General features: G+C 54.9%; 21 protein-coding genes and 1 pseudogene. 4 read left to right on the top strand and 18 right to left on the bottom strand.

The window, feature by feature from the left end; genetic code table 11:
• Positions 1-20 precede the first annotated feature (20 nt).
• The 5 genes from accD to pdxB all read right to left on the bottom strand — a co-directional run bounded on the left by accD (position 21) and on the right by pdxB (position 4,816).
• Entirely contained in the window at positions 21-941 is a 921-nt protein-coding gene (gene accD / locus MUA00_RS11305; RefSeq protein ID WP_271123145.1) for an acetyl-CoA carboxylase, carboxyltransferase subunit beta, read from the bottom strand.
• Between the two features lie 138 nt (positions 942-1,079).
• Complete coding sequence (locus MUA00_RS11300) at positions 1,080-1,739, bottom strand: DedA family protein (RefSeq protein WP_271123144.1); 660 nt, start codon at positions 1,737-1,739, stop codon at positions 1,080-1,082.
• Between the two features lie 28 nt (positions 1,740-1,767).
• Positions 1,768-2,598, bottom strand: coding sequence for a tRNA pseudouridine(38-40) synthase TruA (gene truA, locus MUA00_RS11295; RefSeq protein ID WP_271123143.1), 831 nt, complete (start codon positions 2,596-2,598; stop codon positions 1,768-1,770).
• Positions 2,598-3,611: an aspartate-semialdehyde dehydrogenase gene (locus MUA00_RS11290; RefSeq protein WP_271123142.1), complete on the bottom strand. Its 1,014-nt coding sequence runs from the start codon at positions 3,609-3,611 to the stop codon at positions 2,598-2,600. The genes truA and MUA00_RS11290 overlap by 1 nt, the downstream gene beginning before the upstream one ends.
• Positions 3,612-3,679: 68 nt before the next feature.
• Positions 3,680-4,816 carry a 4-phosphoerythronate dehydrogenase PdxB gene (pdxB, locus tag MUA00_RS11285; protein WP_271123141.1) on the bottom strand — a complete coding sequence of 379 codons (1,137 nt, stop codon included), beginning with the start codon at positions 4,814-4,816 and terminating at the stop codon, positions 3,680-3,682.
• A gap of 121 nt (positions 4,817-4,937) precedes the next feature.
• Here pdxB and flk point away from each other — a divergent pair, with 121 nt between their 5' ends.
• Complete coding sequence (flk, locus tag MUA00_RS11280; RefSeq protein WP_271123140.1) at positions 4,938-5,942, top strand: flagella biosynthesis regulator Flk; 1,005 nt, start codon at positions 4,938-4,940, stop codon at positions 5,940-5,942.
• Between the two features lie 109 nt (positions 5,943-6,051).
• Here flk and MUA00_RS11275 read toward each other — a convergent pair.
• Positions 6,052-7,233 (bottom strand): annotated as a pseudogene (locus MUA00_RS11275) (arabinose transporter).
• A gap of 222 nt (positions 7,234-7,455) precedes the next feature.
• The gene (fabB, locus tag MUA00_RS11270) at positions 7,456-8,673 is read right to left on the bottom strand and encodes a beta-ketoacyl-ACP synthase I (RefSeq protein WP_271123139.1); all 1,218 of its coding nucleotides are present in this window, start codon (positions 8,671-8,673) and stop codon (positions 7,456-7,458) included.
• Positions 8,674-8,829: 156 nt separating this feature from the next.
• Here fabB and mnmC point away from each other — a divergent pair, with 156 nt between their 5' ends.
• Positions 8,830-10,830, top strand: coding sequence for a bifunctional tRNA (5-methylaminomethyl-2-thiouridine)(34)-methyltransferase MnmD/FAD-dependent 5-carboxymethylaminomethyl-2-thiouridine(34) oxidoreductase MnmC (gene mnmC, locus MUA00_RS11265; RefSeq protein ID WP_271123138.1), 2,001 nt, complete (start codon positions 8,830-8,832; stop codon positions 10,828-10,830).
• Between the two features lie 115 nt (positions 10,831-10,945).
• Here mnmC and MUA00_RS11260 read toward each other — a convergent pair whose 3' ends face one another.
• The 6 genes from MUA00_RS11260 to prmB all read right to left on the bottom strand — a co-directional run bounded on the left by MUA00_RS11260 (position 10,946) and on the right by prmB (position 15,703).
• On the bottom strand, positions 10,946-11,224 hold the full coding sequence (locus tag MUA00_RS11260) for a YfcL family protein (RefSeq protein WP_271123137.1): 279 nt from the start codon (positions 11,222-11,224) through the stop codon (positions 10,946-10,948).
• A gap of 27 nt (positions 11,225-11,251) precedes the next feature.
• The gene (locus tag MUA00_RS11255) at positions 11,252-11,800 is read right to left on the bottom strand and encodes an elongation factor P hydroxylase (protein WP_271123368.1); all 549 of its coding nucleotides are present in this window, start codon (positions 11,798-11,800) and stop codon (positions 11,252-11,254) included.
• A gap of 16 nt (positions 11,801-11,816) precedes the next feature.
• Positions 11,817-12,614: a sulfite exporter TauE/SafE family protein gene (locus MUA00_RS11250; protein WP_271123136.1), complete on the bottom strand. Its 798-nt coding sequence runs from the start codon at positions 12,612-12,614 to the stop codon at positions 11,817-11,819.
• Between the two features lie 158 nt (positions 12,615-12,772).
• Positions 12,773-13,597, bottom strand: a complete 825-nt coding sequence (mepA, locus tag MUA00_RS11245; protein WP_271123135.1) for a penicillin-insensitive murein endopeptidase — start codon at positions 13,595-13,597, stop codon at positions 12,773-12,775.
• A 4-nt stretch (positions 13,598-13,601) separates the two neighbouring features.
• The gene (gene aroC, locus MUA00_RS11240) at positions 13,602-14,687 is read right to left on the bottom strand and encodes a chorismate synthase (protein WP_271123134.1); all 1,086 of its coding nucleotides are present in this window, start codon (positions 14,685-14,687) and stop codon (positions 13,602-13,604) included.
• 83 nt (positions 14,688-14,770) lie between these two features.
• Positions 14,771-15,703: a 50S ribosomal protein L3 N(5)-glutamine methyltransferase gene (gene prmB / locus MUA00_RS11235; protein ID WP_271123133.1), complete on the bottom strand. Its 933-nt coding sequence runs from the start codon at positions 15,701-15,703 to the stop codon at positions 14,771-14,773.
• A 169-nt stretch (positions 15,704-15,872) separates the two neighbouring features.
• Here prmB and smrB point away from each other — a divergent pair, with 169 nt between their 5' ends.
• Positions 15,873-16,424, top strand: coding sequence for an endonuclease SmrB (gene smrB / locus MUA00_RS11230; protein WP_271123367.1), 552 nt, complete (start codon positions 15,873-15,875; stop codon positions 16,422-16,424).
• 171 nt (positions 16,425-16,595) lie between these two features.
• Here the strand turns inward: smrB and sixA are convergent, their stop codons facing one another.
• The 4 genes from sixA to MUA00_RS11210 form a co-directional block, all read right to left on the bottom strand.
• Positions 16,596-17,084, bottom strand: coding sequence for a phosphohistidine phosphatase SixA (gene sixA, locus MUA00_RS11225; protein WP_271123132.1), 489 nt, complete (start codon positions 17,082-17,084; stop codon positions 16,596-16,598).
• 210 nt (positions 17,085-17,294) lie between these two features.
• Positions 17,295-19,454: a fatty acid oxidation complex subunit alpha FadJ gene (gene fadJ, locus MUA00_RS11220; protein ID WP_271123131.1), complete on the bottom strand. Its 2,160-nt coding sequence runs from the start codon at positions 19,452-19,454 to the stop codon at positions 17,295-17,297.
• A complete protein-coding gene (gene fadI, locus MUA00_RS11215) occupies positions 19,454-20,764 on the bottom strand; it encodes an acetyl-CoA C-acyltransferase FadI (RefSeq protein WP_271123130.1) in 1,311 nt (436 codons plus the stop codon). The genes fadJ and fadI overlap by 1 nt, the downstream gene beginning before the upstream one ends.
• Before the next feature lie 165 nt (positions 20,765-20,929).
• The gene (locus tag MUA00_RS11210) at positions 20,930-21,214 is read right to left on the bottom strand and encodes a YfcZ/YiiS family protein (RefSeq protein ID WP_271123129.1); all 285 of its coding nucleotides are present in this window, start codon (positions 21,212-21,214) and stop codon (positions 20,930-20,932) included.
• Between the two features lie 370 nt (positions 21,215-21,584).
• Here MUA00_RS11210 and fadL point away from each other — a divergent pair, with 370 nt between their 5' ends.
• Complete coding sequence (fadL, locus tag MUA00_RS11205; RefSeq protein ID WP_271123128.1) at positions 21,585-22,904, top strand: long-chain fatty acid transporter FadL; 1,320 nt, start codon at positions 21,585-21,587, stop codon at positions 22,902-22,904.
• Positions 22,905-22,958: 54 nt separating this feature from the next.
• Here the strand turns inward: fadL and mlaA are convergent, their stop codons facing one another.
• On the bottom strand, positions 22,959-23,717 hold the full coding sequence (gene mlaA / locus MUA00_RS11200) for a phospholipid-binding lipoprotein MlaA (RefSeq protein WP_271123127.1): 759 nt from the start codon (positions 23,715-23,717) through the stop codon (positions 22,959-22,961).
• Between the last annotated feature and the right edge of the window lie 7 nt (positions 23,718-23,724).

The raw sequence follows: 23,724 nt of genomic DNA, 5'->3' as shown, positions 1-23,724 counted from the left end.
GGCCCTGCCCTGGTTGACTATCAGGCCTCTTGACCTTGTTCCGGCGCTGGCGGAACCACAACAGGTTCACGCGGCGCTTCCGGATTCGGTGCCGGCAGATTCATGAATTTTGCCAGCACGCTTGCCAGCTTCAGACGCAATTCCGGACGACGCACGATCATGTCGATCGCGCCTTTTTCAATCAGGAATTCGCTGCGCTGGAAGCCCGGCGGCAGTTTTTCACGCACGGTCTGCTCGATAACACGCGGGCCGGCAAAGCCAATCAGCGCTTTCGGTTCGGCGATATTCAGGTCGCCCAGCATCGCAAAACTTGCAGAAACGCCGCCCATGGTTGGATCGGTCAGCACGGAGATGTAAGGCAGACCGCGTTCCTGCATCTTCGCCAGCGCGGCGCTGGTTTTTGCCATCTGCATCAGCGACATCAGCGCTTCCTGCATACGGGCGCCGCCGGAGGCGGAAAAACAGATCAGCGGGCAGTTATCTTCCAGCGCCTGCTCGACGGCACGAACAAAGCGCGCGCCGACGACAGAACCCATAGAACCGCCCATAAAGGCGAATTCAAAGGCCGCAGCGACAACAGGCATACCGTGAAGGGTGCCTTTCATCACGACAAGCGCGTCTTTCTCGCCGGTTTCTTTCTGGGCGGAAGCCAGACGATCTTTGTACTTTTTGGAATCTTTGAACTTCAGCACGTCTTTCGGCTCAAGCTCACTACCCAGCTCAACCATAGAGTCTTCGTCGAACAGACTGTGCAGACGCTCGCGCGCCGCCATGCGCATATGGTGATCGCACTTCGGGCAGACTGCAAGATTGCGTTCCAGCTCGGCGCGGTACAGGACCTGGCCGCAACTGTCGCACTTGGTCCACACCCCTTCAGGGATGCTCGCCTTACGGGTGGGGGTAATATTGCTCTTATTGAGAATTCGTTCAATCCAGCTCATTGATGACCTTTCTGCTTGAACCTGGTCGATGCCAGTTTTTCTGTGGCAGTGTGACCTGCCCCAGACCATAAATGGTGCTCATTAAAACATAACGGCCCACGACTTTGGACAAAAAAGTGGTCGAACCGCGCTCGTAAGTTATTTTTGCGCTCGTGCGTGAGCGCGTTTGTGGCGGATAATTTCGATGATGCCCGGCAGAACCGACAACACGATGATCGCCACAATTAACAATTTCAGATTTTCCTGCACAATCGGCAAATCACCGAACAGGTAACCTGCGTAGGTGAACAGCAATACCCACAGCAACGCCCCGGCGACGTTATACATCGCAAAGTGGCGATAGGACATATGTCCCATGCCCGCGACGAACGGTGCGAAAGTTCGCACAATAGGAACGAAGCGCGCGAGGATAATCGTTTTTCCGCCGTGACGCTCGTAAAAAGCATGAGTTTTGTCGAGATAGCTGCGACGGAAGATCTTCGAATCGGGGTTACTGAACAGCTTTTCGCCAAACAGCCGCCCAATAGTGTAGTTCACGGCATCGCCGATAATCGCGGCGAGCACCATCAAAATCACCATGGTATGAACGTTCAGATCGTTGGTTGGCAACGCGGCAAGCGCGCCCGCCACGAACAACAGCGAATCGCCGGGCAGGAACGGCGTCACCACCAGACCGGTTTCGCAAAACAGAATCAAAAACAAAATGGCGTAAACCCAGATACCATACTGCGCGACCAGCTCCGCCAGATGCACATCAATATGCAAAATAAAATCAATAACAAAGCGGATAAAATCCATAGTGATTTACCTTTCTCGACTGCATCAGTCAGCTCAAAAACAGAGGGCCCATAGGGGGTTCAGGCAATGCAAAATGTTCTGGATAATCGACAGAAACAAGGTATAAGCCTTCCGCTTTTCCTGTTGCTGCCGCAAGCTTACGATCTTTTGCCGCCAGCAGCTCAGCCATCCAGTCTTCCGCCTGGTTGCCGCAGCCGATTTCCATCAGGCTGCCGACAATATTGCGTACCATATGATGGACAAAAGCGTTCGCTTTGATGTCCACAACCACATAAGCGCCGTAGCGAGTGACGTTGATGTGCATCAGGTTGCGCCATGGCGTACGGGACTGGCACTGCACCGCACGGAATGAAGTAAAATCATTCTCGCCCAGCAGGCACTGCGCGGCACGATGCATGCGGTCGGCGTCTAAAGGATGATAAAAATGCGTCACCCCCTGCGCCAGCACCGCAGGCCGCAGGCGCTCGTTATAAATCACATAACGATAGCGACGCGCCGTTGCGCTGAAGCGGGCGTGAAAATCATCCGGCACAGCTTTAACCCATCGCACCGCAATGTCACCAGGCAAATTCGCATTTACGCCTAATGTCCACGCCGCATCTTTACGCTGCATATGCGTTTCGAAATGCACAACCTGACCGGTGGCATGTACGCCCGCGTCGGTGCGCCCGGCGCAGAAGACGTTAATCGGCTCATTCGCCACTTTGGAGAGCGCTTTTTCAAGCTTCTCCTGCACGCTGCGCACTTCATTCTGGCGCTGCCAGCCGTAATATTTACTGCCGTCGTACTCAATGCCGAGCGCAATCTTGTGAAGCGGGCTTGTTTTGTGTATCGAAAGAGTAGGCAACTCGTCGGACATTAGTACATATACTCCTGCACTAATTTTTCAGCCGTTTTCACCGCCATCAGCGCGCCGCCGAAACGGACGTTATCCGCAACGGACCAGAACTGAATTTGCTCAGGCATGCCGTAATCGTTCTGTACGCAGCCAATGGAAAGATGAGCGCTGCCGGAAGCGTCGGTTACCTGAGTCGGGAACTGCCCTTCTTCAGACAGCTCAAGATCTTCAACCTGGCCGAACGCATCACGCGCTTCTTCTGCCGCAAGCGGACGCATCGCTTCAAAATTTACCATTTGCGCGTGACCATAGAAGATAGGCGCCTGCACGTAGCTTGCGGAAATCGGCAGGGCTTCGTCCTGCAGCACTTTACGCACTTCATTTACCAGGCGACGCTCCGCGCGCACGCTGCCTTCGGCATCCGGCACCAGCGGCAGCATATTGAACGCCAGTTGGCGTCCGAAGAGATCGTCTTCGTCTATCGGCATACCGTTAAGCAAACGGGCGCTCTGCCCCGCCAGCGCGTCAACGGCAACTTTGCCGCGTGCGGAAGCAGCCAGCAGGTTAGTCACCTGAATGCGCGATAAACCGCCTTGCTCAATCAGCGGCTTCAGGGCCGTCAGCAGTTGGCTGGTCAGGCTATCTGCAACGGCCACCAGGTTACGATTGCGGTAATCGCCAAGCACAAATGGGTTAACATCCGGCACCACTAACGGCACGTCTGGCTCAAGGGCGAACAAACCGCTTGAGTCAATCACCAGGCAGCCCGAGTTGGCGGCTTCGTCGGCATAACGTGCCGAGGCTTCCGCTCCTGCCACGAAAAAGGCTAACTGCACCTGCGTCCAGTCAAACGCTTCGGCATCCTGCACCATCACCGTTTTGCCTTCATAACGCAGATTTTCCCCGGCGCTTTCGTTGCGGGCGAGAGCATACAATTCACCAACCGGGAACTGGCGCTCGGCGAGCAGTTCAAGAACAGCCGCGCCTACGGCACCCGTGGCACCTAAAACGGCAATATTCCAGCCTTCAGACATGTTGGTTTACTCCAGACTTAAAAAAGCGTCCCGCCGGGGATGTACTCCGGCAGGACAGAAGATTAGGGTTAACGGGCGGTGTGATAAACCGCGCTAAAGCCCAGATTTTGCAAGGTGGCCGCCGCATTTTCATCATCGCACTGAATATAAAGCGATGACCATTCGCGGCGCTCCTGGTAATTTTTACGCAGCTTGTCGAATTCGCCCGGCTGACCTGCCACTTTGCGCAGCGGCGCGTCATCGCGACGCACATCATACACCAGATGAACCAGTCTTTTGAGCGTGGCTTGATCGAGCGGGCCATGAAGCGTGATGCGGCCAAATTCTGGCGCCGGAAGCAGCGTGTCGAGCGCCACCTGCTGACGTTGACCGATAAATTCGCCGAATGCTTCAAACACCTGCGTAGTGCCGCGAGCTTTGCCTTCCAGCGTATAGCCTGCGATATGCGGCGTGCCGATATCGACAAGTTCGAGCAGCTCGACGTTAAGTTCAGGTTCCGGCTCCCACACGTCGAGTACGACGCTAAGATCCTGCCCGCCTTTCAGGCACTTCAGCAGCGCGGCGTTATCCACCACCGGGCCACGGCAGGCGTTGATTAAAATAGCGCCAGGTTTAAGGCTGGAAATAAGCCGCTCATCGGCAAGATGCAGCGTTTTATATGGGCCGTCTTTGAACAGCGGGGTATGGAACGTCAGCACATCGGCTTCGCGTACAAGTTGCTCAAGCGGCTGGAAATCCTCTTCATCACCGCGGTCCGCACGCGGCGGATCGCAAAGCAGCGTGCGAACGCCGAAAGCTTCCAGGCGCGCCTGCAAACGTACCCCCACGTTGCCCACGCCAACGATGCCAACGGTGCGGTCAGTCAGCGTAAAGCCGTCGCGTTCGGCCAGCATCAACAGCGAGGAGAAAACGTATTCCACTACGGCTATAGCGTTACAGCCTGGCGCTGCAGAAAACGCGATGCCCGCCCGGTCAAGATAAGCTTCATCAATATGGTCGGTGCCCGCCGTAGCGGTTCCGACAAATTTGACGCCTTTACCGTCAAGCAAATCTGCGTTCACCTTAGTGACGGAACGCACCATCAGCGCGCCGGCATCGGCCAGTTCGTCAACCGGAATTGGGCGACCCGGAACGGCGGTTACCTCGCCCAGACGGCTAAACAATTCGCGGGCATAGGGCATATTTTCATCAACGAGGATTTTCACGTTAGCTACCTGTCTGTTAATCGTCGAGAATAAGCCGGATAGTGTGCCATAATCTGGCGTCCGGGCATAACGGGCTACGGTGTAATGTTTTGTCGTTTGTCAGTCATCTTAAGGAAATGCCATGCAACCCATTCAGGGGGCCTCGCCTCGCCCTCCGGGGGAACCTTCCCCAGCGCCTTCTGCTGCAGGCGAACAGCCGCTTTCCTCCGTGCAGCGTACCGTGCTGGAACGTCTGATTACCCGCATCGTGGCGCTTAGCCAGTTGCAGAGCGCTGAAGTGTGGGCCGGGGTTAAACACGATCTGGGTCTGAAAAACGAGACGCCGTTGCTCTCGCGCCATTTCCCGGCCGCCGAACAGAACCTCAACCAGCGCCTCGCTACCGTGCAGACTACGCACGCCACGCGCCAGATTGTGCAACAGCTCAGCGACTTGCTGCCGCAGGGAAATAATCGTCAGGCGGTAAGCGACTATATTCGCCGGGAGTTCGGCCATAGCGCGCTCAGCCAGCTTACGCCGCAGCAATTAAAAAGCGTACTCACGTTACTGCAAAATAACCAGTTAACCATTCCACAACCGCAGCAACGCCCGGCCACCGACCGCCCCCTGCTGCCTGCGGAACATAGCGCGCTGAATCAGCAGGTAGCGAAACTTACTGCGGCTACGGGCGAATCCGGCAAGCAAATCTGGCAGTCCATGCTGGAGCTTTCCGGCGTGAAGACGGGCGAGCTGATACCGGCCAAACACTTTACGCTGCTGACCACCTGGCTGCAGGCGCGCCAGACGTTAAGCCAGCAAACCGCCCCCACTTTGCACGCCATCCAGGCTGCGTTAAAACAGCCTTTAGAGCCCGCCGAGTGGAAAGAAATAACGGATTATTCGCAGCAGCGTTTTCAGGCCACGCCGCAGATGCAGCTTACCGCAGCGCAGGTGCAGGATATTTTAAATCAGGTGTTTTTAAGACGTGCGGAACGCCAGCCGGATATCCTGGAAGTTCGCAATATTCAGCCGATCTTCAGCCCGCTTTTTGCGCCATTCGCCGAGCCGTTTAAAGCTATTTCGGCCCGCCCAGGGCTTGCGTTAATCGCGCTGATTGTAGTGATGATTTTATTCTGGATGGTTGTTTAAAATGGCTCCCCCTCAGCCTGAGGGGGATTTCCGTAGGTCGAATAACCAACCGCCATCCGACAAGATTTTTTTGATGGCACCGTCGCTTATCAAGCCAACAGCTTATGCATTACTTCCTGAAAGCCACAAGCGTCACCACAATCCCTGCCGCTGCAGAAATCGCGCCCGCCAAAAACACGGAAGAGTAACCAAGCGAAGTCGCTAACAGCCCGGTTAGCGGCCCGGTAACGCCATACGAGATATCCTGAAACGCGGCATAGCCACCCAGCGCCGTGCCGCGAACCTGCGCGGGCACCCGCTTAACAACCTCAACGCCCAGCGACGGGAAAATTAACGAGCAGCCGCAACCGGTTAAGGCTGCGCCCAGCAGGGCAACCCAGGCGACGGGAGCCTACCAAAGCAGTATCAGGCCGATGGCCTCAATAACTAACGAAACCAGCGCCACGCGTACGCCGCCAAAACGGTCCGGCATCCAGCCGAATAAGAAGCGCATCAGTACAAAAGCCCCGCCAAATGCGCTCAGCGTGAAGCCTGCCCATGCCCAGCCCTTTGAGGCGAAGTAGAGCGAAACAAAAGTACCGATAACCGCGAAACCTACGCCCTGTAAAGCTAACCCGAGACCCGGTTTCCAGATAAGACCCACTACGGCGAACAGGGACGGGCGCTCGCCTTTATGGGCTGGCACAGGCTTCACTCGCCCGTTAAACAACAAGGCGACCAGCGGGAGCGCGATGGTGGACACGCCCAACGCAACGAATCCCCAATGGCTATTAAGCAGCAGGCCCAGCGGCGCGCCAGCCGCTAATGCGCCATACATTGCCATACCGTTCCACGACATAACCTTGCCGGAACGAGCCGGCCCCACCAGCCCCATCCCCCACGTTAGCGTACCGGTCAGCAACTGGCTTTCGCCAAAGCCGAGGATAAGACGCCCGACAATCAGCAGCCCGAATTTGACAGCGGCTTCAACGGGCAGCAGCGCCGCCAGCAGGTAAGCAATGCCCGCAAGCGCGCAGGCAAACATGCCCTGAATGGTTGAACGTTTTGCGCCCTGCTGGTCGGCAAGCCGCCCCGCATAGCCGCGCGTCAGGACCGTGGCGAGGAACTGAATGCCCACGGCTATGCCGACCATCGTGTTGCCATAGCCAAGCTGCTGATGCACAAACAAAGGAATAACGGGCAGAGGCAGACCGACGGTCATATAGGTCAGAAAAATAGCGAAGGTAATTTTGAAAAGCTGTGCGTTAGCCGATTTTGGCTTTTTAAGATGAGATTCAACTGTTGCAGACATACTGCTTACTCCATTAACAGCAGAGTAAGGCGGGGAGACAAGATACCGCGCCTCTCTATCTGATTGGTCAGATTAAAGGTGCGTTGGTTGACGTTGAACGCTTACGCATTATCAATAAGATAATGTTATGGCGCGCATAGTGCTGACAAACAGCCGCTTTGTCAATCTTCGTAAAGGCAAAAAAAAGACGCCCGAAGGCGCCCGTTTGATAGCGTCAGCGAATTACGCGTCGAGTTTACGCATAACCAACGTTGCGTTAGTGCCGCCAAAGCCGAAGCTGTTGGACATCACGGTGCGCAGCTTACGCTCGGTCGGTTCCGTCACGATATTCAGACCTTTCGCCTGCTCATCCATTTCTTCAATGTTGATGCTTGGGGCGATAAAGCCGTTCTCCAGCATCAGCAGAGAGTAAATCGCTTCCTGAACGCCTGCGGCCCCCAGGGAGTGGCCGGTCATCGCTTTGGTTGCGGACATCGCCGGAGAGTTATTGCCGAAGACTTCGCGGATGGCACCGAGTTCTTTCACATCGCCAACCGGCGTGGAAGTCCCGTGGGTGTTCAGGTAGTCGATTGGCGTATCAATGTCGTGCATCGCCATCTTCATGCAGCGCACAGCGCCTTCACCTGACGGAGCAACCATATCTGCGCCGTCGGACGTTGCGCCGTAGCCAACGATTTCAGCGTAGATATGTGCGCCGCGAGCCAGAGCGTGTTCCAGCTCTTCCACCACAACCATGCCGCCGCCGCCTGCGATAACGAAACCGTCACGGTTTGCATCATAAGTACGGGAAGCTTTAGCTGGCTCGTCGTTGTATTTGGTGGACAGCGCGCCCATCGCATCGAACTCACAGGCCATCTCCCAGCCCAGCTCTTCGCCGCCGCCGGCAAAGACGATGTCCTGTTTGCCCAACTGAATCTGCTCAACAGCGTTGCCGATGCAATGAGAAGACGTTGCGCATGCGGAGCTGATAGAGTAGTTCACACCGTGGATTTTGAACGGTGTTGCGAGACAGGCGGAAACCGCTGAGCCCATCGCTTTGGTCACAACATATGGACCAACCGCTTTCAGGCCGCGCGGGCTACGCATTGCGTCCGCACCGAATACCTGCGCTTTAGATGAACCACCGGAGCCGGCAATCAGACCAACGCGCGGGTTGTTCTGGTAAACCTCTTCGCTCAGGCCAGCATCTGCGATAGCTTCCTGCATGGAAAGATAGGCATAGATAGAGGCATCGTTCATGAAACGAACCACTTTACGGTCAATCAAACCGGTGGTGTCCAGTTTGACGTTACCCCATACGTGGCTACGCATACCTGAATCTTTAAACTCTTCAGAGTAAGTGATCCCGGAGCGTCCTTCACGCAGAGATGCCAGGACTTCCTGCTGGTTATTACCGATGCTGGAAACGATGCCCAGGCCAGTAATCACTGCACGTTTCATTCAATACCTCTTCACTGCACTATTTAGGATTTCGACTGGCACAATAGCGTACACTTGTACGCCGAACAAGTCCGATCAGCCAAATCGGCCCGAAATTTGCGCCGCTTCGCACACATCGTTACTATCCTTTCACCGCCTGCCAGACGAGCAACTTACGTGAAACACTCCCCTATACAATCCGCCAGCCTCGGCTTTAACGAAGAAGGTACACCTGTATCCCGAGAGTTTGATGATGTGTACTTCTCTAATGATAATGGACTTGAGGAAACTCGTTATGTATTTCTGGAAGGAAATCGTCTGTCAGAACGCTTCGCAACCCACGATCGCTCGCTCTTTGTCGTCGGTGAAAGCGGCTTTGGCACCGGCCTTAACTTTTTGACTTTATGGCAGGCTTTTGACGAATTCCGTACAAAACAGCCACAGGCCAGGCTTCAGCGCCTTCATTTTATTAGTTTTGAAAAGTTTCCGCTCACCGCCGCTGATTTACGCATGGCGCACAGCCACTGGCCGGAGCTGGCGGAGTTTGCCGAAGCGCTCCAGCAACAATGGCCGCTCCCCGTTTCTGGCTGTCACCGCCTGCTGCTGGCGCAAGGACGTGTTACGCTTGACCTGTGGTTCGGCGATATTAATGATCTGATACCACAGTTGGATGACACTTTGACGAACCAGGTTGACGCCTGGTTCCTGGACGGTTTTGCGCCGTCGAAAAATCCGGATATGTGGACGCCGCAACTCTTCAACGCCATGGCGAAGCTGGCCCGTCCCGGCGGCACGCTGGCCACTTTTACCTGCGCGGGATTCGTACGCCGTGGGCTGACTGAAGCCGGTTTCACCATGACGAAAGCCAAAGGCTTCGGGCGCAAGCGCACGATGTTAACCGGCGTGATGGAGCAGGCTCTCCCCTTCCAGGCTCAGGCGCCGTGGTATGCACGCCCCGCAGCGCAAGGTAAAGAAGCGGCGATTGTAGGCGGAGGCGTTGCCAGCGCCCTGCTCTCTCTTGCGCTGCTTCGTCGCGGCTGGCAGGTCACGCTTTACTGCGAAGATGAAGCGCCTGCGCAAGGCGCGTCCGGCAATCGCCAGGGCGCGCTTTACCCGCTGCTAAGCACGCACGATGCCTCGCTCACGAACTTTTTCGCCGCCGCCTTTACCTTTGCCCGCCGTCTGTATGATTCGCTTCCCGTAGAGTTTGATCATGACTGGTGCGGCGTCACGCAGCTCGGCTGGGATGACAGAAGCCAGCACAAAATCGAGCAGATGCTTAGCCTGGCATTTCCGGAACCTCTTGCGCACGCCGTTGACAAAAAAACCGTCGCCGAAATTAGCGGCGTTGAAACAGGCTGCGGCGGCATCACCTACCCGTTGGGCGGATGGCTATGCCCGGCGCAGCTTACCGCAGGCGCGCTCGAACTGGCGCTGCGGCAAGGTTTGAAGGCCCATTACGGTCACCGGGTTACGGCGCTGGATAAAACAGAAAAGGGCTGGAAACTGGAATTTGCAAACCAGGCTCCCCGGCAACACGCAGTCGTGGCGCTGGCTAACGGGCATCAAATTAACAAATTCCTGCAAACTGAAAAGCTGCCGGTTTCCGCCGTCGGCGGCCAGGTTAGCCATATTCCAACCAGCCCATCGCTTCAAAAGCTCAAACAGGTGCTGTGCTACGACGGTTATCTGACGCCGCGTAATCCGGGCAATCAGCAGCATTGCATCGGCGCAAGCTATCACCGGGGCGTAGAAGACATGCGCTACAACGAAGAAGATCAGCAGCATAATCGCCAGCGTCTTATTAACTGTTTACCGGATGAAAAATGGCCGCAGGAAGTGGATGTAACTGCCGGCGAAGCCCGCTGCGGCGTGCGTTGCGCCACACGCGACCATTTGCCGATAATCGGCAGCGTAGCAGATTATCAACGCACGCTGGAAAGCTACGCTAATCTCGTCGAAGACAAAGAAAACGCCGGGCCAGCTCCAGTCTACGGCAATCTGTTTATGCTTGCAGGCTTAGGCTCAAGAGGCTTGTGCACCGCCCCGCTGGCAACAGAAATCCTGGCGGCGCAAATGAGCAATGAACCGATCCCGCTTGATAGCACAACGCTTTCGGCATTAAATCCGAACCGATTTTGGGTGAGGAAGCTGCTGAAGGGAAAAGAAGTCCGTTAATTTTGTCGGGCGGTTTCGGGCGGTTCGGGTTGTCGGGTGACGCTTACACTTACCCGACCTACAAATTGTTGTGTAGGGTGGATAAGCGCAAGCGCTACCCACCCTCTGTTACGGATTACTTAAATTCCGCCTGCTGATACAGGTTATCCCACATGCCCAGCACCAGAGACTGGTCGCGCGGAGAAAGCTCGCCCGCCTGAATCGCTTTTTCCAGGCTGCTGGAAACGGCCGCATGCAAAGCTTGCGGCGTGTGGTTGTCGCCGTGTTCCAGCTCCGCGACTGCGAGAGTGAGGTGGCCGCGCAGATAACCGCTGGCAAACAGCTCATCATCCCCGGCGGTATCCACCATTCCATCAATTAACGCCAGAATGCGAGTTTCAAATTCCGCGATCATCGTACGTTCTTCCTCATTTGCAGGTAATTAGTTTAAATCTTCCGGCCACGGGAACAGCTCTGCTGTAACCGGCGGCGTTTTATAGTAGTCACGCAGGGCAGCCATCAGGCGTGCCGGGCGTTCAGGGATGCCTTCTTCGAGATAAGCCATCACCTGAGCGTGAACGCGACGCTGAAAAGCAATCCTGTCCGGGTCGAAATCACCGCTCAGATTGTCGCAGCTTACGTTAAACGGGAAGCCCGCAGCCACGCATAACAGCCATTCCAGCGCCTGAGGCTTCACTTCGACATCTTCGAACTTACTTTGCGTTTGCGCATCGCGTCCGTCCGGGCAATACCAGTAACCAAAATCCACCAGCTCACGGCGGGCTTTCCCGGCGATGCACCAGTGCGATATCTCGTGCATACCGCTTGCATAATAACCGTGGGCAAAAACCACCCGGTTGTACGGCACTTCCGCATCCGCAGGAAGATAGATCGGTTCGTCGTCGCCTTTAATCAGACGGGTATTAAAATCTTCTTTAAAGCAACTGTCGAAGATATCGATTAGCTGCTGATAATGGTGTTCTGTCGTCATACTTTGTGTGGTCATGTCAGGCAGCCCCCAACCAATGGAGGATCTCCGTTCCGTGGCTGTCAAATAAGAGTTTGGCGCTCATCACCGCCGAGACAATGACGATCATCGGCCGGATAAGCTTTTGCCCTTTGCTTAATACCAGGCGCGAACCCATACGCGCGCCCAAAAATTGCCCGGCCATCATCACAAAGCCGGTCCCCCAAATCACCTTCCCGCCAATGATAAACAGCAGCAGTCCGCCGAGGTTCGACGTGGCGTTCAGCACTTTGGCGTGAGCGGTAGATTTGGCGAGATTAAAGCCGCACAGCGTAACAAACGCCAATGCGTAAAATGAACCTGCCCCCGGGCCAAAGAAGCCGTCGTAAAAACCGACACAGCCGCCAGCGACCAGTGCAAAAGGCAAACCGTACAGGCGGCGCTGCCTGTCTTCTTCGCCAAGTTTCGGCATCAGCAAAAAGTACAGGCCAATGCCAATCACCAGCAGCGGCAGGATTTGGCGCAGCACGTCTGACTTAACGTGTTGCACCAGCAGCGCGCCGGTGGTGGAACCAAGAAACGTCATCAGAATATTGAGCTTCTGAGAGGACAGGCTTACCACTTTGCGGCGGATAAAATAGATCGAGGCGGAAACCGAACCGCCGCAGGCCTGAAGCTTGTTGGTCGCCAGCGCCTGAGCGGGTGACATACCGGCTGCCAGCAACGCGGGCACGGTTAACAATCCGCCGCCGCCCGCCAGTGCATCAATAAAACCCGCCAGCAGGGCGACAAAAAACAGCGCCACCAGCATCACGGGGGAAACCATAAACCATTCCATTAGACTGACGACAAACCTCATGCAGTTGAGAGACAAAAGATCTCACCCAAAAAGTAAAAAGCAAAATCAATGAGTGATTTTCGGCTGTTTACAACAAAGAAGGAAAAACCACGTTTTTTCCTTCTTTGTTAGCGATTTCCATTCCATGAACTTATCCGTCAGAGTTCGTGACTATCCAGCAAGGCCTGACAAGAAGCCGGTATCGGAGGCGGAGTTTTCTTTTTCGGTGGCTTGCTGCCCGGAGCTGGCGGCGCAAACCAGCTTTGCAATTCGGCACCGCAGCCGTCGCCCGGAGGCGGGAGCGGCTGATCTTCACACTCAAGGCTGTCCGCCGGGCAGCGCAGGCGAACATGCATATGAGCGCGATGGGCAAACCACGGGCGAACCTTACGCAGCCAGTCACGGTCAGCGCCTGCGTCCAGGCAAAGCTGCTGCTTAATCGCCGGGTTGACGAAGATGCGCGTCACGTCGTTATCAATCGCCGCCAGCTTGATCAGGCTGTAGATTTCCGGCTGCCACAGGCGTTGAACAACATGCTTATCGTCGCTTGCCACTAAATCCAGCGCCTGCGGTTTGAGAAGCTGTGACGGCGTCCAGCGTGTTTTTGGCAGTTGCAGGAAGATATCGACATCAAGTCCGGTCTGGTGGCTTGCATGACCGGAGCTAAACCGCCCCCCCGCAGCCATGCCCATATCACCAATTAGCACCGTGCCCAGCTCAAGCTGATGCACCTGATTACTCAGGCGCTGAATAAACATCACTAAGTCGGGATGACCGAAATAGCGGCGCTGGTCCGGCCGCATCACCTGATAACGGGCATCGTTTAGCGGCAACTCGTGGGCGCCAACAATACAGCCGTTGGAAAACGCGCCAATAGATTGCGGGCTGCCCGTAACCGGATGGCTGATTTTTTGCCACGGCGTGGCGGCGAATGCTGTGGCGCTGACAAAGAACACCAGCAGGCCCACGAGAGCTTTTTTCATTGCATTACCAGCGCGGCAGAGTAGTGGTTACGTCGGCGTTTTGGGCACGCTGACGCAGCATATGATCCATCAGCACGATCGCCAGCATCGCTTCTGCGATCGGCACCGCACGGATCCCTACACAAGGATCGTGGCGCCCGCGGGTAACCATTTCCACTTCTTCGCCTTCGCGATTGATTGTGCGTCCTGGGACCATAATGCTGGAAGTTGGCTTCAGCGCCATATTAGCCACGATCTGCTGACCGCTGCTGATGCCGCCGAGAATGCCGCCCGCATGGTTGCTCTGGAAACCTTCTTTGGTGATTTCATCGCGGTTCTGGCTGCCGCGCAGATTGACCACGCCAAAGCCTTCGCCGATTTCAACGCCCTTCACGGCGTTGATGCTCATCAGCGCGTGGGCGATATCCGCATCCAGACGATCGAATACCGGCTCGCCAAGCCCTGGCGGCACGTTATCAGCCACCACGGTCACCTTCGCGCCGATGGAATCACCCTCTTTTTTCAGCCCGCGCATCAGCTCGTCAAGCGTTTCAATTTTGTCCGGATCGGGGCAGAAGAACGGGTTCTGTTCAACCTGCTCCCAGTCTTTGATTTCAAGCGGCACGTCGCCCATTTGCGTCAGGCAGCCGCGAATAGTAATGCCATATTTATGCGCCAGGTATTTTTTAGCGATAGCGCCCGCTGCAACGCGCATTGCTGTTTCACGCGCGGAAGAACGACCGCCGCCACGGTAATCGCGCAGGCCGTATTTTTGCTCGTAGGTGTAATCTGCGTGGCCCGGACGGAACACGTCTTTGATAGCGCTGTAATCCTGAGAGCGCTGATCGGTATTTTCAATGAGCAAACCGATGCTGGTGCCGGTGGTGACGCCCTCAAAAACGCCTGAGAGAATTTTGACCTGGTCCGGTTCGCGACGCTGCGTGGTATAGCGCGAAGTGCCCGGGCGGCGGCGATCGAGATCGTGTTGCAGATCGGCTTCTGTAAGAGGAATGCCCGGCGGCACGCCATCCACAATGCAGCCCAGCGCTACGCCGTGGGATTCACCAAATGTCGTTACGCGAAATACTTGTCCAATACTGTTGCCTGCCATCACGGCTCCTTACCGTTGTCGTTGTTCTTATAAGATTGTGTTGTGAGCGACGAACGACGGGCCCTGCGGCCCGTCTTTAGTGCTTAATCTTTATAAATGCTGAAATGTTCGCGAGCCGCAATAAGCTGCGTTTTGGTCAGCATAAAGACGCCGTCACCGCCGTTGTCGAATTCAAGCCAGGTGAACGGCACATCCGGATACTGCTCCATCAGATGTACCATGCTGTTACCCACTTCACAAATCAGAATCCCGCCGTCGGCCAGATAATCCGGCGCGCAGGCCAGAATGCGCCGCGCCAGTTTCAGCCCGTCGCTTCCTGCCGCAAGCCCTAACTCGGGCTCAAAGCGGAACTCGCCCGGCAGATCGGACATATCTTCTGCGTCAACGTACGGCGGATTAGTGACGATGACGTCGTACTGCACTTTTGGCAGATCCCGGAACAGGTCCGAACGGATTGGCGTAACCTGGTTTTCCAGACCGTGCTCAGAGATGTTTTGCTCGGCAACCGCCAGCGCATCAAGAGAAATATCTACCGCATCCACTTCGGCATTGGTGAATTCATACGCGCAGGCAATGGCGATACAGCCGCTGCCGGTGCACATATCCAGAATGTGCTGGGGTTCGTCGTCATAAAGGCCAGCAAAACGATTATTAATCAGTTCGCCAATAGGCGAACGCGGCACCAGTACGCGCTCGTCCACGTAAAACTCGTGGCCGCAGAACCAGGCTTTATTGGTGAGATAGGCAACCGGAATGCGCTCGTTCACGCGACGAATCACGCGTTCAACGATGCGATGACGTTCGCTTGGAGTCAGACGCGCGGTGCGCATATCTTCAGGAATATCCAGCGGCAGATAGAGGCTTGGCAGCACTAACTGAACGGCTTCATCCCACGGGTTATCGGTGCCGTGACCATACCAGATGTTGGCGGCGCTAAAGCGGCTGACTGCCCAGCGCAGCATATCCTGAATGGTGTGCAGTTCATTCACTGCCTCATCGACGAAAATTTTATCCACGTTGCCCTCCGCAGGCCGTTCGCGCTAATTCAATAATCGATTAGTTTGCCATGAAGGCTGCGACAAATCAGCATTCAATCACCGCAGCGGGGGGAAATTTGCGTTTTATTTAGGGATGAGCGGCAAAGCGGGTAAACTGGCGCCAAAGCAGTTGCGAGACGAGAAAGAGATGAAGAAAAATCCTTCGCTCAGCGTTGACGATCGGAACCTTTTCCGTGATCTGATGAGCGGTACCAAAAAACTCACCCAGGACACTATCGTTCACCGTCCGGTGCGTAAAAAAGCCCGGGAAGTGCCGGTGAAACGGCTGTTACAGGAGCAGGCGGACGCCAGTCATTATTTTTCCGACGAGTTCCAGCCAAGACTCGCTACGGAAGGCCCGACTCGCTATGTGCGTGAAGACGTCAGCCATTTTGAATTAAAGAAGATCCGCCGGGGTGATTACTCCCCTGAGCTGTTTCTGGATTTGCACGGGCTGACGCAGCTCCAGGCAAAGCAAGAGCTGGGCGCGCTTATCGCCGCCTGCCGCAGAGAACATATATTTTGCGCCTGTGTGATGCACGGGCATGGCAAACACGTATTAAAGCAGCAGTCGCCGCTGTGGCTTGCGCAGCATCCGCATGTGATGGCATTCCACCAGGCTCCGAAAGAATACGGTGGCGATGCAGCGCTGTTGGTATTGATTGAAGTTGAAGAGTGGCAGCCGCCGGAATTGCCTTAAGCCAGATGGCGGGTGGCGCTTCGCTTACCCGCCCTACGTTATTGGCAAAGTCATCAATAAAGCACCGCCTCCGTTACAGGCAGCATTTGTAGGGTGGATAAACAACGTGCCATCCACCGCCATAAACAATAAGAGCCGCATTTCGCGGCTCTTTTTTCATGCTTACGGCTGTCAGATAGCTTTCGCTACTTTCAGATTTCTGGGACTCATCTGCCAGTTAAACACCCCTTTTCCGGTCTGCGCATCCAGAGTGACATTGGCAATGGCCGACGTGCAGAACATCGGCGGAGTTTCTTCAGGGCAGAGTTCAGATACCAGGTAACCGACCAACGGCAGGTGAGAAACCACCAAAGCCGACTCAACGCCTTCATTAGCCAGGGCTTGCAGATAGCAGCTCACCAGGCCGACATCGCCGCACGGAGTTAATTCCGGGAGGATGTCTTCTTTTTCCGGGAGATTAAGCGCTTCCCGCACTACGTCCAGGGTCTGTTCAGCTCGCAGGTAAGGGCTCACCAGAACACGTTCGATATCCGCTACTTGACCTTTTAACCAGGTCGCCATCACACGGGATTCGTCACAACCACACTGGGTTAAGGGACGTACCGAGTCGCTGGCGGCATCGAGTGCTGCGTCGCCGTGACGCATGATAAAAACTTGCATATTGCACCGCTTTTGTTAACCAGGAATGCTTCAATTCGCCCTCGAACAAGAGGGGGATATATTCAGCAGCCGGGCATTGTGCCTTATCCGTACATCGAATGAAACGCTGTTTTTTACCTCAATGCTGCAAGTATAGTCAATCATAGTTTACATAATGACCAACCAGCGCCCATTCACCGAGTTCATACCCCACTTTCCGGGAGGCAGAACTCATGCTTCTTTGACCTCAACTTCCGCTTCATGTTTCAGCGAATCACTGAAAGCAAGATTATTTCCGGCCATGCTTAACAGCCTGTCGCAAGGTGAAAACCGCTCTCCGTACTGGCTGGCAAGGCGTTGCAGCCTTGCGACAACTTCTCCCGCGCCCAGGCTATCCATATAGCGGAACGGCCCCCCCAGGAAAGGCGGGAATCCGATACCGAATACAGCGCCAATGTCACCGTCGCGCGCGCTGCGCACAACGCCTTCATCAAGGCAGCGGGCGGCTTCATTAAGCATCATCAACACGCAGCGTTCAGCCAGGGCGTTTGTTTCCATCTGCCCTTTCGGCGTGACGCCAGTAAGCTTATAAATTGCGGGGTCGACCTGTTTTTTGCTTTTACGCCCTTTCGCGTCATAAAGATAGAAACCGCGTCCATTTTTTCTACCTTTGCGATCGTCGTTCAGGATTGCGGCAACGGCAGCCGGAGCGGCAAAACGTTCACCGTAAGCCTGCTGTAGCACCGGACTAATTTTAGTTCCCACATCGATTCCCACCTCATCCAAAAGTTGGATTGGGCCCACGGGAAAACCAAACTTCACCAGCGCCTCGTCAATTTTATCGACCGGCTCTCCTTCTACCAGACAGCGCAGCGCTTCATTCACGTAAGGGGCAAGAATGCGGTTAACGTAAAAACCGGCGCTGTCTCCCACAACGATCGGGGTTTTGCCCTGTTTTTTGGCAAGAGAAACGGTTGTGGAAATGGTTTCCGCAGAAGTTCCAGCGTGGGGAATGACTTCCACCAGCGGCATTTTGTCTACCGGGCTGAAATAGTGCAGGCCGATGACCTGTTCCGGACGCGCGGCATTAGCGGCAATATCCGCAATAGGCAATGAGGATGTATTAGAGGCGAAAATGGTATGCGGCGCGGCATGCTGTTCAATTTCCGCTACCATTTTTTGCTTAAGCGACAGCTCCTCGAATACGGCTTCCACGACGATATCGCGGCTGTGAAAACCGCTGTAATCCGTTCCGCCGGAAATGCGCGCCATCTCGCGTTGACGCTCTGCCGCTTTCATATGTCGGCGGCGCACTTTTTTATCCAGCAGATCCCAACTGTATTTCAGGGCATGATTAATGCCTTCGTTGCCGATGTCTTTGATGCGCACCGGCAGTCGGCCTTTCGTCGCCGTAACGTAAGCAATGCCGCCGCCCATTAATCCGCCGCCCAGCACGCCAACCGCGCGAATCGGACGAGGTTCGGCATCGCTGCCCTGTTCTTTTTTAAGTTCGGTGCTGGCAAAAAATATCCCGCGCAGCGCGGCAGACTGCGGCGTCATCGCCAGTTCGCCAAAGGCCCTCGCCTCGGCTTCGTAACCGCTGTGCGTACCCTGCTCCAGACCGATTTTTATCACATCAAGAATACGTCGCGCGGCCGGGTAATTTCCTTTTGTTTTCTGTTCCGTTTTTTTGTTTACGAAATTGAATAACAGCGAACGCCCAAGCGGCCCTGCAAGGATGCGTTCACGGACAGGTAAAACGCGTGAAGTCTGGCGGCCTTTGAGCGCAAGCTCAACGGCCGCATCAAGCAGAATAGACTGCGGGACAACGTCGTCCACCAGTCCCAGCTTCAGCGCCTGGCGGGGGCGTAACTGCTTGCCGACGAGAATCATATCCAGCGCGTTACTCACGCCGATAAGACGCGGCAAACGCTGTGTGCCGCCGGAACCCGGCAGCAGGCCCAGTTGTACTTCCGGCAGGCCCAGCTTTGTTTTTTCATCAATGGTACAAATGCGCGCGTGGCAAGCCAGCGCCAGTTCGAGCCCACCCCCGAGGCAAGCGCCATGAATTGCCGCCACCACCGGGATGGGCAACGCTGCAATTTCAGCCATAATCTGCTGCCCCTGACGAGCCAGCGACTGCGCTTCTTCCGCCGTTTTGCAGCCAGCAATCATGTTGATATCCGCGCCGGCAATAAAGTTATCAGGCTTACCGGAAATAAATACCAGGCCTTGCAGGCTGGTGTTATCCCGCACCTGTTTGATGATGGCGTGAACCTCCGGGCCAAACGAAGCTTTAAGGGTATTCATTTTTTCGCCCGGCACATCAATCGTGACCACCGCGACGTTATCCAGTCGAATATGCAGTGAGAATGCGCTTGTCTGTTCCATTATTCGACCTCCAGAACCATTGCTGCGCCCAGACCGCCTGCGGCACAGGCTGTCACCAGACCAAAACCACCGCCGCGGCGACGAAGTTCATGCAGCGTTTGCGTAATCATGCGAGCCCCCGTTGCGGCAAACGGGTGCCCGTAAGCAATCGAGCCGCCGAGCACGTTAAATTTCGCATCGTCCACTTCTCCGGTGGCATGAGAACGCCCCAGCACTTCACGCGCGAATCGCTCACTGGAAAGCATTTTCAAATTGGCCAGCGTCTGGGCGGCAAAAGCTTCATGCATGTCAAACAGCGTCAAATCGTTAAGAGTGATGCCCGCCCTTTCCAGCGCCAGCGGCGTAGCCCAGGCCGGGCCTAAAAGCATGTCTTTCCATACGTCAACCGCGGTGAAAGCGTAACTGCGCAAAAAACCCAGCGGTTTCAGGCCGAGCTCCCTGGCACGGGATTCCGTCATTAAAATCACGGCGGCCGCGCCGTCGGTCAAAGGCGTGCTGTTTGCCGCCGTCACTGTGCCATGTTTGCGGTCGAAAGCGGGACGCAATTTGGCGTAATCCGCAAGCGATGAGTCTTTGCGAACGTTGTTATCTTCGCTAAAAGGCTGACGATACGGCGGGATGAAAGCGGTCATTACTTCATCAGCCAGTTTGCCTTCTTGCCAGGCGACTGCCGCGCGCTCGTGAGAACGATGCGCCAGCGCATCCTGTTGTTCGCGAGTAATGCCATGGGTTTTCGCCATTTGTTCGGCGGTATCGCCCATTCTTAAACCAGTGGAATATTCCGCAACTGCCGGAGGAACAGGCAGAAGATCGCGAGGACGCAGACGAGAAAAGAGCTTCAGCCGCTGGCTAAGCGTTCGGGCTTTATTCGCATCCACCAGCGTGCGGCCCAGCTTTTTGCTCACGCCAATCGGCAATACGGAAGAGGAATCCGCCCCGCCTGCAATGCCGGCGCGGATAGTACCGGCAAGCAAACTTTCGGCAACGTTTGCCACAGCCTGAAAGCTGGTGGCGCAGGCCCGACTCACGCTATAAGCGTCGGTATGTACGCTCATCCCGGTGCCGAGGACAATTTCACGGGCAATGTTCGGCGCTTCCGGCATTTGCACAACCTGGCCGAAAACGAGTTGTTCAATGATTTCCGGGGGAATTTCACTGCGTGCCAGCAGTTCGCTGACCACCATATTGCCAAGGTCGACGGCGGGAATGCCGTGGAAGGCGGTAGCCTGACGGGCGAATGGCGTGCGTAAACCACTGACAATGGCAATGCGGTCACCCTGACGGGTCACCAGCGGAAGTGCCTGACTCATAACGCTCCCCTGTTAAAATTTGTAAACGGACCAAAAGTGGTCTGACCTGATCACAGTTTTAACCAAAAAATTACATTCAGCCAACTGGCTGACTAAAAAATTGGGAGAGTGGACACGCTTTGGAAGGGATAAACGACGCTCCCTTAAAGAGAGCGTCTGAAGAAATTAACGCAGGCCGAGCTGGAAGATCATGGTTTCAGCCTGGCAGCTAAACACGAAGTCGATATCCAGACGCACGCCTTCGGACACTTCGGTGTAACGCGGAACAATCTGACAAGGTTCGGATTCGACTTCACGGGCTTTTGCGCTCAGCGCAGCCAGCGTTTCTTCTGCCTGTGCTTTATCAGCAAAGACGCGGCTGTATGTCGCGGTGCAATCGGTATTATCGATGATGGAGCCGACATCAATACAGCAGCAAACCGGGGTTTCATCAGCAGTGTTTTTACTCATTATGATTTCCTCTGTATTTAAAAACGAAAAGGCTTAAACAATTGCTGCTTATTTTACGCTCCCTGTTGATACGTCTCCAGCCGTTAATTTTGTCTGCGCTCGCAAGTGACCAAAATCACACTTAAAAATGATCTAAAACAAATTTCATCCGTCTGAATGATGAAGCCTGGCCGTGATTTTGCCAGGCGGATCTCGTTTTAACGATCAAATTTGAAAAAGTTTAGATACAAACTTGCAACATACCATCTGGTCAGACCTATACTCTCGCCACTGGTCAGCTTTCTCTGTTTTCGATCAGCCCCTACTATTCGCGCTCCTGTTACCACGTGTAACATTTTTTGTATAAAAATAAATCTATGAGGTTTTGGTCATGAGCCAGAAAAACCTGTTTACAAAGTCAGCCTTCGCGGTTGCAGTGGCAATTGTCTCCTCGCAGGCGTATTCAGCCGGCTTTCAATTAAACGAGTTCTCTTCCTCAGGCCTTGGCCGGGCTTATTCCGGGGAAGGTGCGGTTGCGGACAATGCGGGCTCAGCCAGCCGTAACCCAGCCCTTATTATGATGTTCGACCGTCCGTCATTTTCCGGCGGTGCGATATTCGTCGATCCGGACGTTAATATTACCGGCACATCGCCATCAGGCCGCAGCACCGACGCGGATAACATCGCACCGACAGCCTGGGTACCTAACCTTCATTTCGTCACGCCGATTAATGAACAGTTTGGTATTGGCGCGTCCCTGACCTCCAACTATGGTCTGGCGACAGAATTTAATAATAATTACGCGGCGGGTTCCGTTGCCGGTAAAACTGACCTGGAAACGCTAAACCTGAATCTTAGCGGCGCTTACCGGTTAAACAGTAACTGGAGCTTCGGTGTTGGCTTTGATGCGGTTTACGCCAGAGCTAAAATCGAACGTTATGCCGGTGATTTACCACAGCTAATCGCAGGTTCCGGTGCGCTGCCTCCGCAACTGGCAGGCCCGGTATCGCAGATCCCGGCTGGTACGCAAATCGCACACCTGAAAGGTGACGAATGGGGCTACGGCTGGAACGCAGGTATTCTTTATGAAATCAATAAAGACAACCGCTACGGCTTCACCTATCGCTCAGAAGTGAAAATCGACTTCGACGGCGACTATAAGAGCAGCCTGCCTGCCGCCTATAATCCTCTGTTAGGCAACTATGGGCTTTATGGTACCGGCGGTGAAACTATTCCAGGCGCTCTGACCCTGAACCTGCCTGAAATGTGGGAATTGTCTGGTTACAATAAAGTGGCGCCGCAGTGGGCTATCCACTATAGCTTGACCTACACAAGCTGGAGCCAGTTCCAGGAGCTGAAAGCGACCGGCAGCGACGGCCAGACCCTGTTCCAGAAAGACGAGAAGTTTAAAGATGCGTACCGCATTGCGCTGGGTACCACCTACTTTATGGACAAAAACTGGACCTTCCGTACCGGTATCGCATTTGACGACAGCCCGGTTCCGGCAAACAACAGATCCATCTCCATCCCGGATCAGGATCGCCTGTGGCTGAGCGCGGGTACAACCTATGCGTTTAACGAAGATGCCTCCGTTGACCTGGGTGTTTCTTACATGCACGGCCAGCACGTAGAAATCAACGAAGGTCCTTACACCTTCCGTTCCGAAGGGAAAGCCTGGCTGTACGGCATGAACTTCAACTATGCGTTCTGATAAGTCGGAAACAAAAAAGGCGAACCTCTGGTTCGCCTTTTTTATGCTTCTCGATTATTCGGAATCGATATCTTTCAAATCGTCCTGAATCAACGCCGCATTTGGGTTGACCTGCGGAGAAAGCTTGCCGCCGTTGGCAATAAAATCATGACGCTGGAAGTAAGCTTCGCGCACCAGAATATACGGATCGCTTGACTGCCTGAGCAGGCCGTCGGAATCCAGCAGTTGAGCGCGGGTTTCAATGCCTTCAATCGTCCATTTACCGATAGACATCGGCCAGGTCAGCCACGACAGTAACGGATAGAGCGTATCCGCATAATCGCCGCCTTCATCACGCAGAGTGAAACTGCCATAAAACGGTAGCTGAACATACGGACCATAGCCGACGCCGTAGTGTCCAAGCGTAGAACCAAAGCGATGCGGCTCTTCACGCTGTAGTTTCGTATTCGCCATGCCCGCCACGTCGATAAAGCCGCCCATGCCAAGCAAGGAGTTCAGGAAGAAGCGGGTAAAGTGCACCATTCCCTGATACGGGTCGCCCTGAAGGAAGAAGTTCACCATAATGGCGGGCTCTTCCAGGTTGCTGGTGAAGTTGCTTAATCCGTTACGCGCAGGCTGTGGCACATAATCACGCCAGGCCACGGCGACAGGTCGAACAACATACGGGTCCAACACGTTGAAGTTGAAGTTGTACATCGTACGGTTGAACCCTTCAAACGGGTCCGACCGCCCTTGTGGTTCCTGGTCACCGGAACTGGCGCAGCCGACCAACAGCGTCGTGGCCAGAGCCAGCCCGGTCAGGCGAAAATTCATATGCATC

The sequence above is a fragment of the Dryocola boscaweniae genome (assembly GCF_025215095.1).
Lineage (GTDB): Bacteria > Pseudomonadota > Gammaproteobacteria > Enterobacterales > Enterobacteriaceae > Dryocola > Dryocola boscaweniae.
This window is presented reverse-complemented; position numbering and strand designations above follow the sequence as displayed.

Excerpts from the sequence above, each read along its gene's own strand:
- accD (WP_271123145.1), bottom strand. The coding sequence starts at position 941 with ATGAGCTGGATTGAACGAATTCTCAATAAGAGCAATATTACCCCCACC.
- MUA00_RS11300 (WP_271123144.1), bottom strand. The coding sequence starts at position 1,739 with ATGGATTTTATCCGCTTTGTTATTGATTTTATTTTGCATATTGATGTG.
- truA (WP_271123143.1), bottom strand. The coding sequence starts at position 2,598 with ATGTCCGACGAGTTGCCTACTCTTTCGATACACAAAACAAGCCCGCTT.
- MUA00_RS11290 (WP_271123142.1), bottom strand. The coding sequence starts at position 3,611 with ATGTCTGAAGGCTGGAATATTGCCGTTTTAGGTGCCACGGGTGCCGTA.
- flk (WP_271123140.1), top strand. The coding sequence starts at position 4,938 with ATGCAACCCATTCAGGGGGCCTCGCCTCGCCCTCCGGGGGAACCTTCC.
- fabB (WP_271123139.1), bottom strand. The coding sequence starts at position 8,673 with ATGAAACGTGCAGTGATTACTGGCCTGGGCATCGTTTCCAGCATCGGT.
- MUA00_RS11260 (WP_271123137.1), bottom strand. The coding sequence starts at position 11,224 with ATGATCGCGGAATTTGAAACTCGCATTCTGGCGTTAATTGATGGAATG.
- MUA00_RS11255 (WP_271123368.1), bottom strand. The coding sequence starts at position 11,800 with ATGACGACAGAACACCATTATCAGCAGCTAATCGATATCTTCGACAGT.
- MUA00_RS11250 (WP_271123136.1), bottom strand. The coding sequence starts at position 12,614 with ATGGAATGGTTTATGGTTTCCCCCGTGATGCTGGTGGCGCTGTTTTTT.
- mepA (WP_271123135.1), bottom strand. The coding sequence starts at position 13,597 with ATGAAAAAAGCTCTCGTGGGCCTGCTGGTGTTCTTTGTCAGCGCCACA.
- aroC (WP_271123134.1), bottom strand. The coding sequence starts at position 14,687 with ATGGCAGGCAACAGTATTGGACAAGTATTTCGCGTAACGACATTTGGT.
- smrB (WP_271123367.1), top strand. The coding sequence starts at position 15,873 with ATGAAGAAAAATCCTTCGCTCAGCGTTGACGATCGGAACCTTTTCCGT.
- sixA (WP_271123132.1), bottom strand. The coding sequence starts at position 17,084 with ATGCAAGTTTTTATCATGCGTCACGGCGACGCAGCACTCGATGCCGCC.
- fadJ (WP_271123131.1), bottom strand. The coding sequence starts at position 19,454 with ATGGAACAGACAAGCGCATTCTCACTGCATATTCGACTGGATAACGTC.
- fadI (WP_271123130.1), bottom strand. The coding sequence starts at position 20,764 with ATGAGTCAGGCACTTCCGCTGGTGACCCGTCAGGGTGACCGCATTGCC.
- MUA00_RS11210 (WP_271123129.1), bottom strand. The coding sequence starts at position 21,214 with ATGAGTAAAAACACTGCTGATGAAACCCCGGTTTGCTGCTGTATTGAT.
- fadL (WP_271123128.1), top strand. The coding sequence starts at position 21,585 with ATGAGCCAGAAAAACCTGTTTACAAAGTCAGCCTTCGCGGTTGCAGTG.
- mlaA (WP_271123127.1), bottom strand. The coding sequence starts at position 23,717 with ATGAATTTTCGCCTGACCGGGCTGGCTCTGGCCACGACGCTGTTGGTC.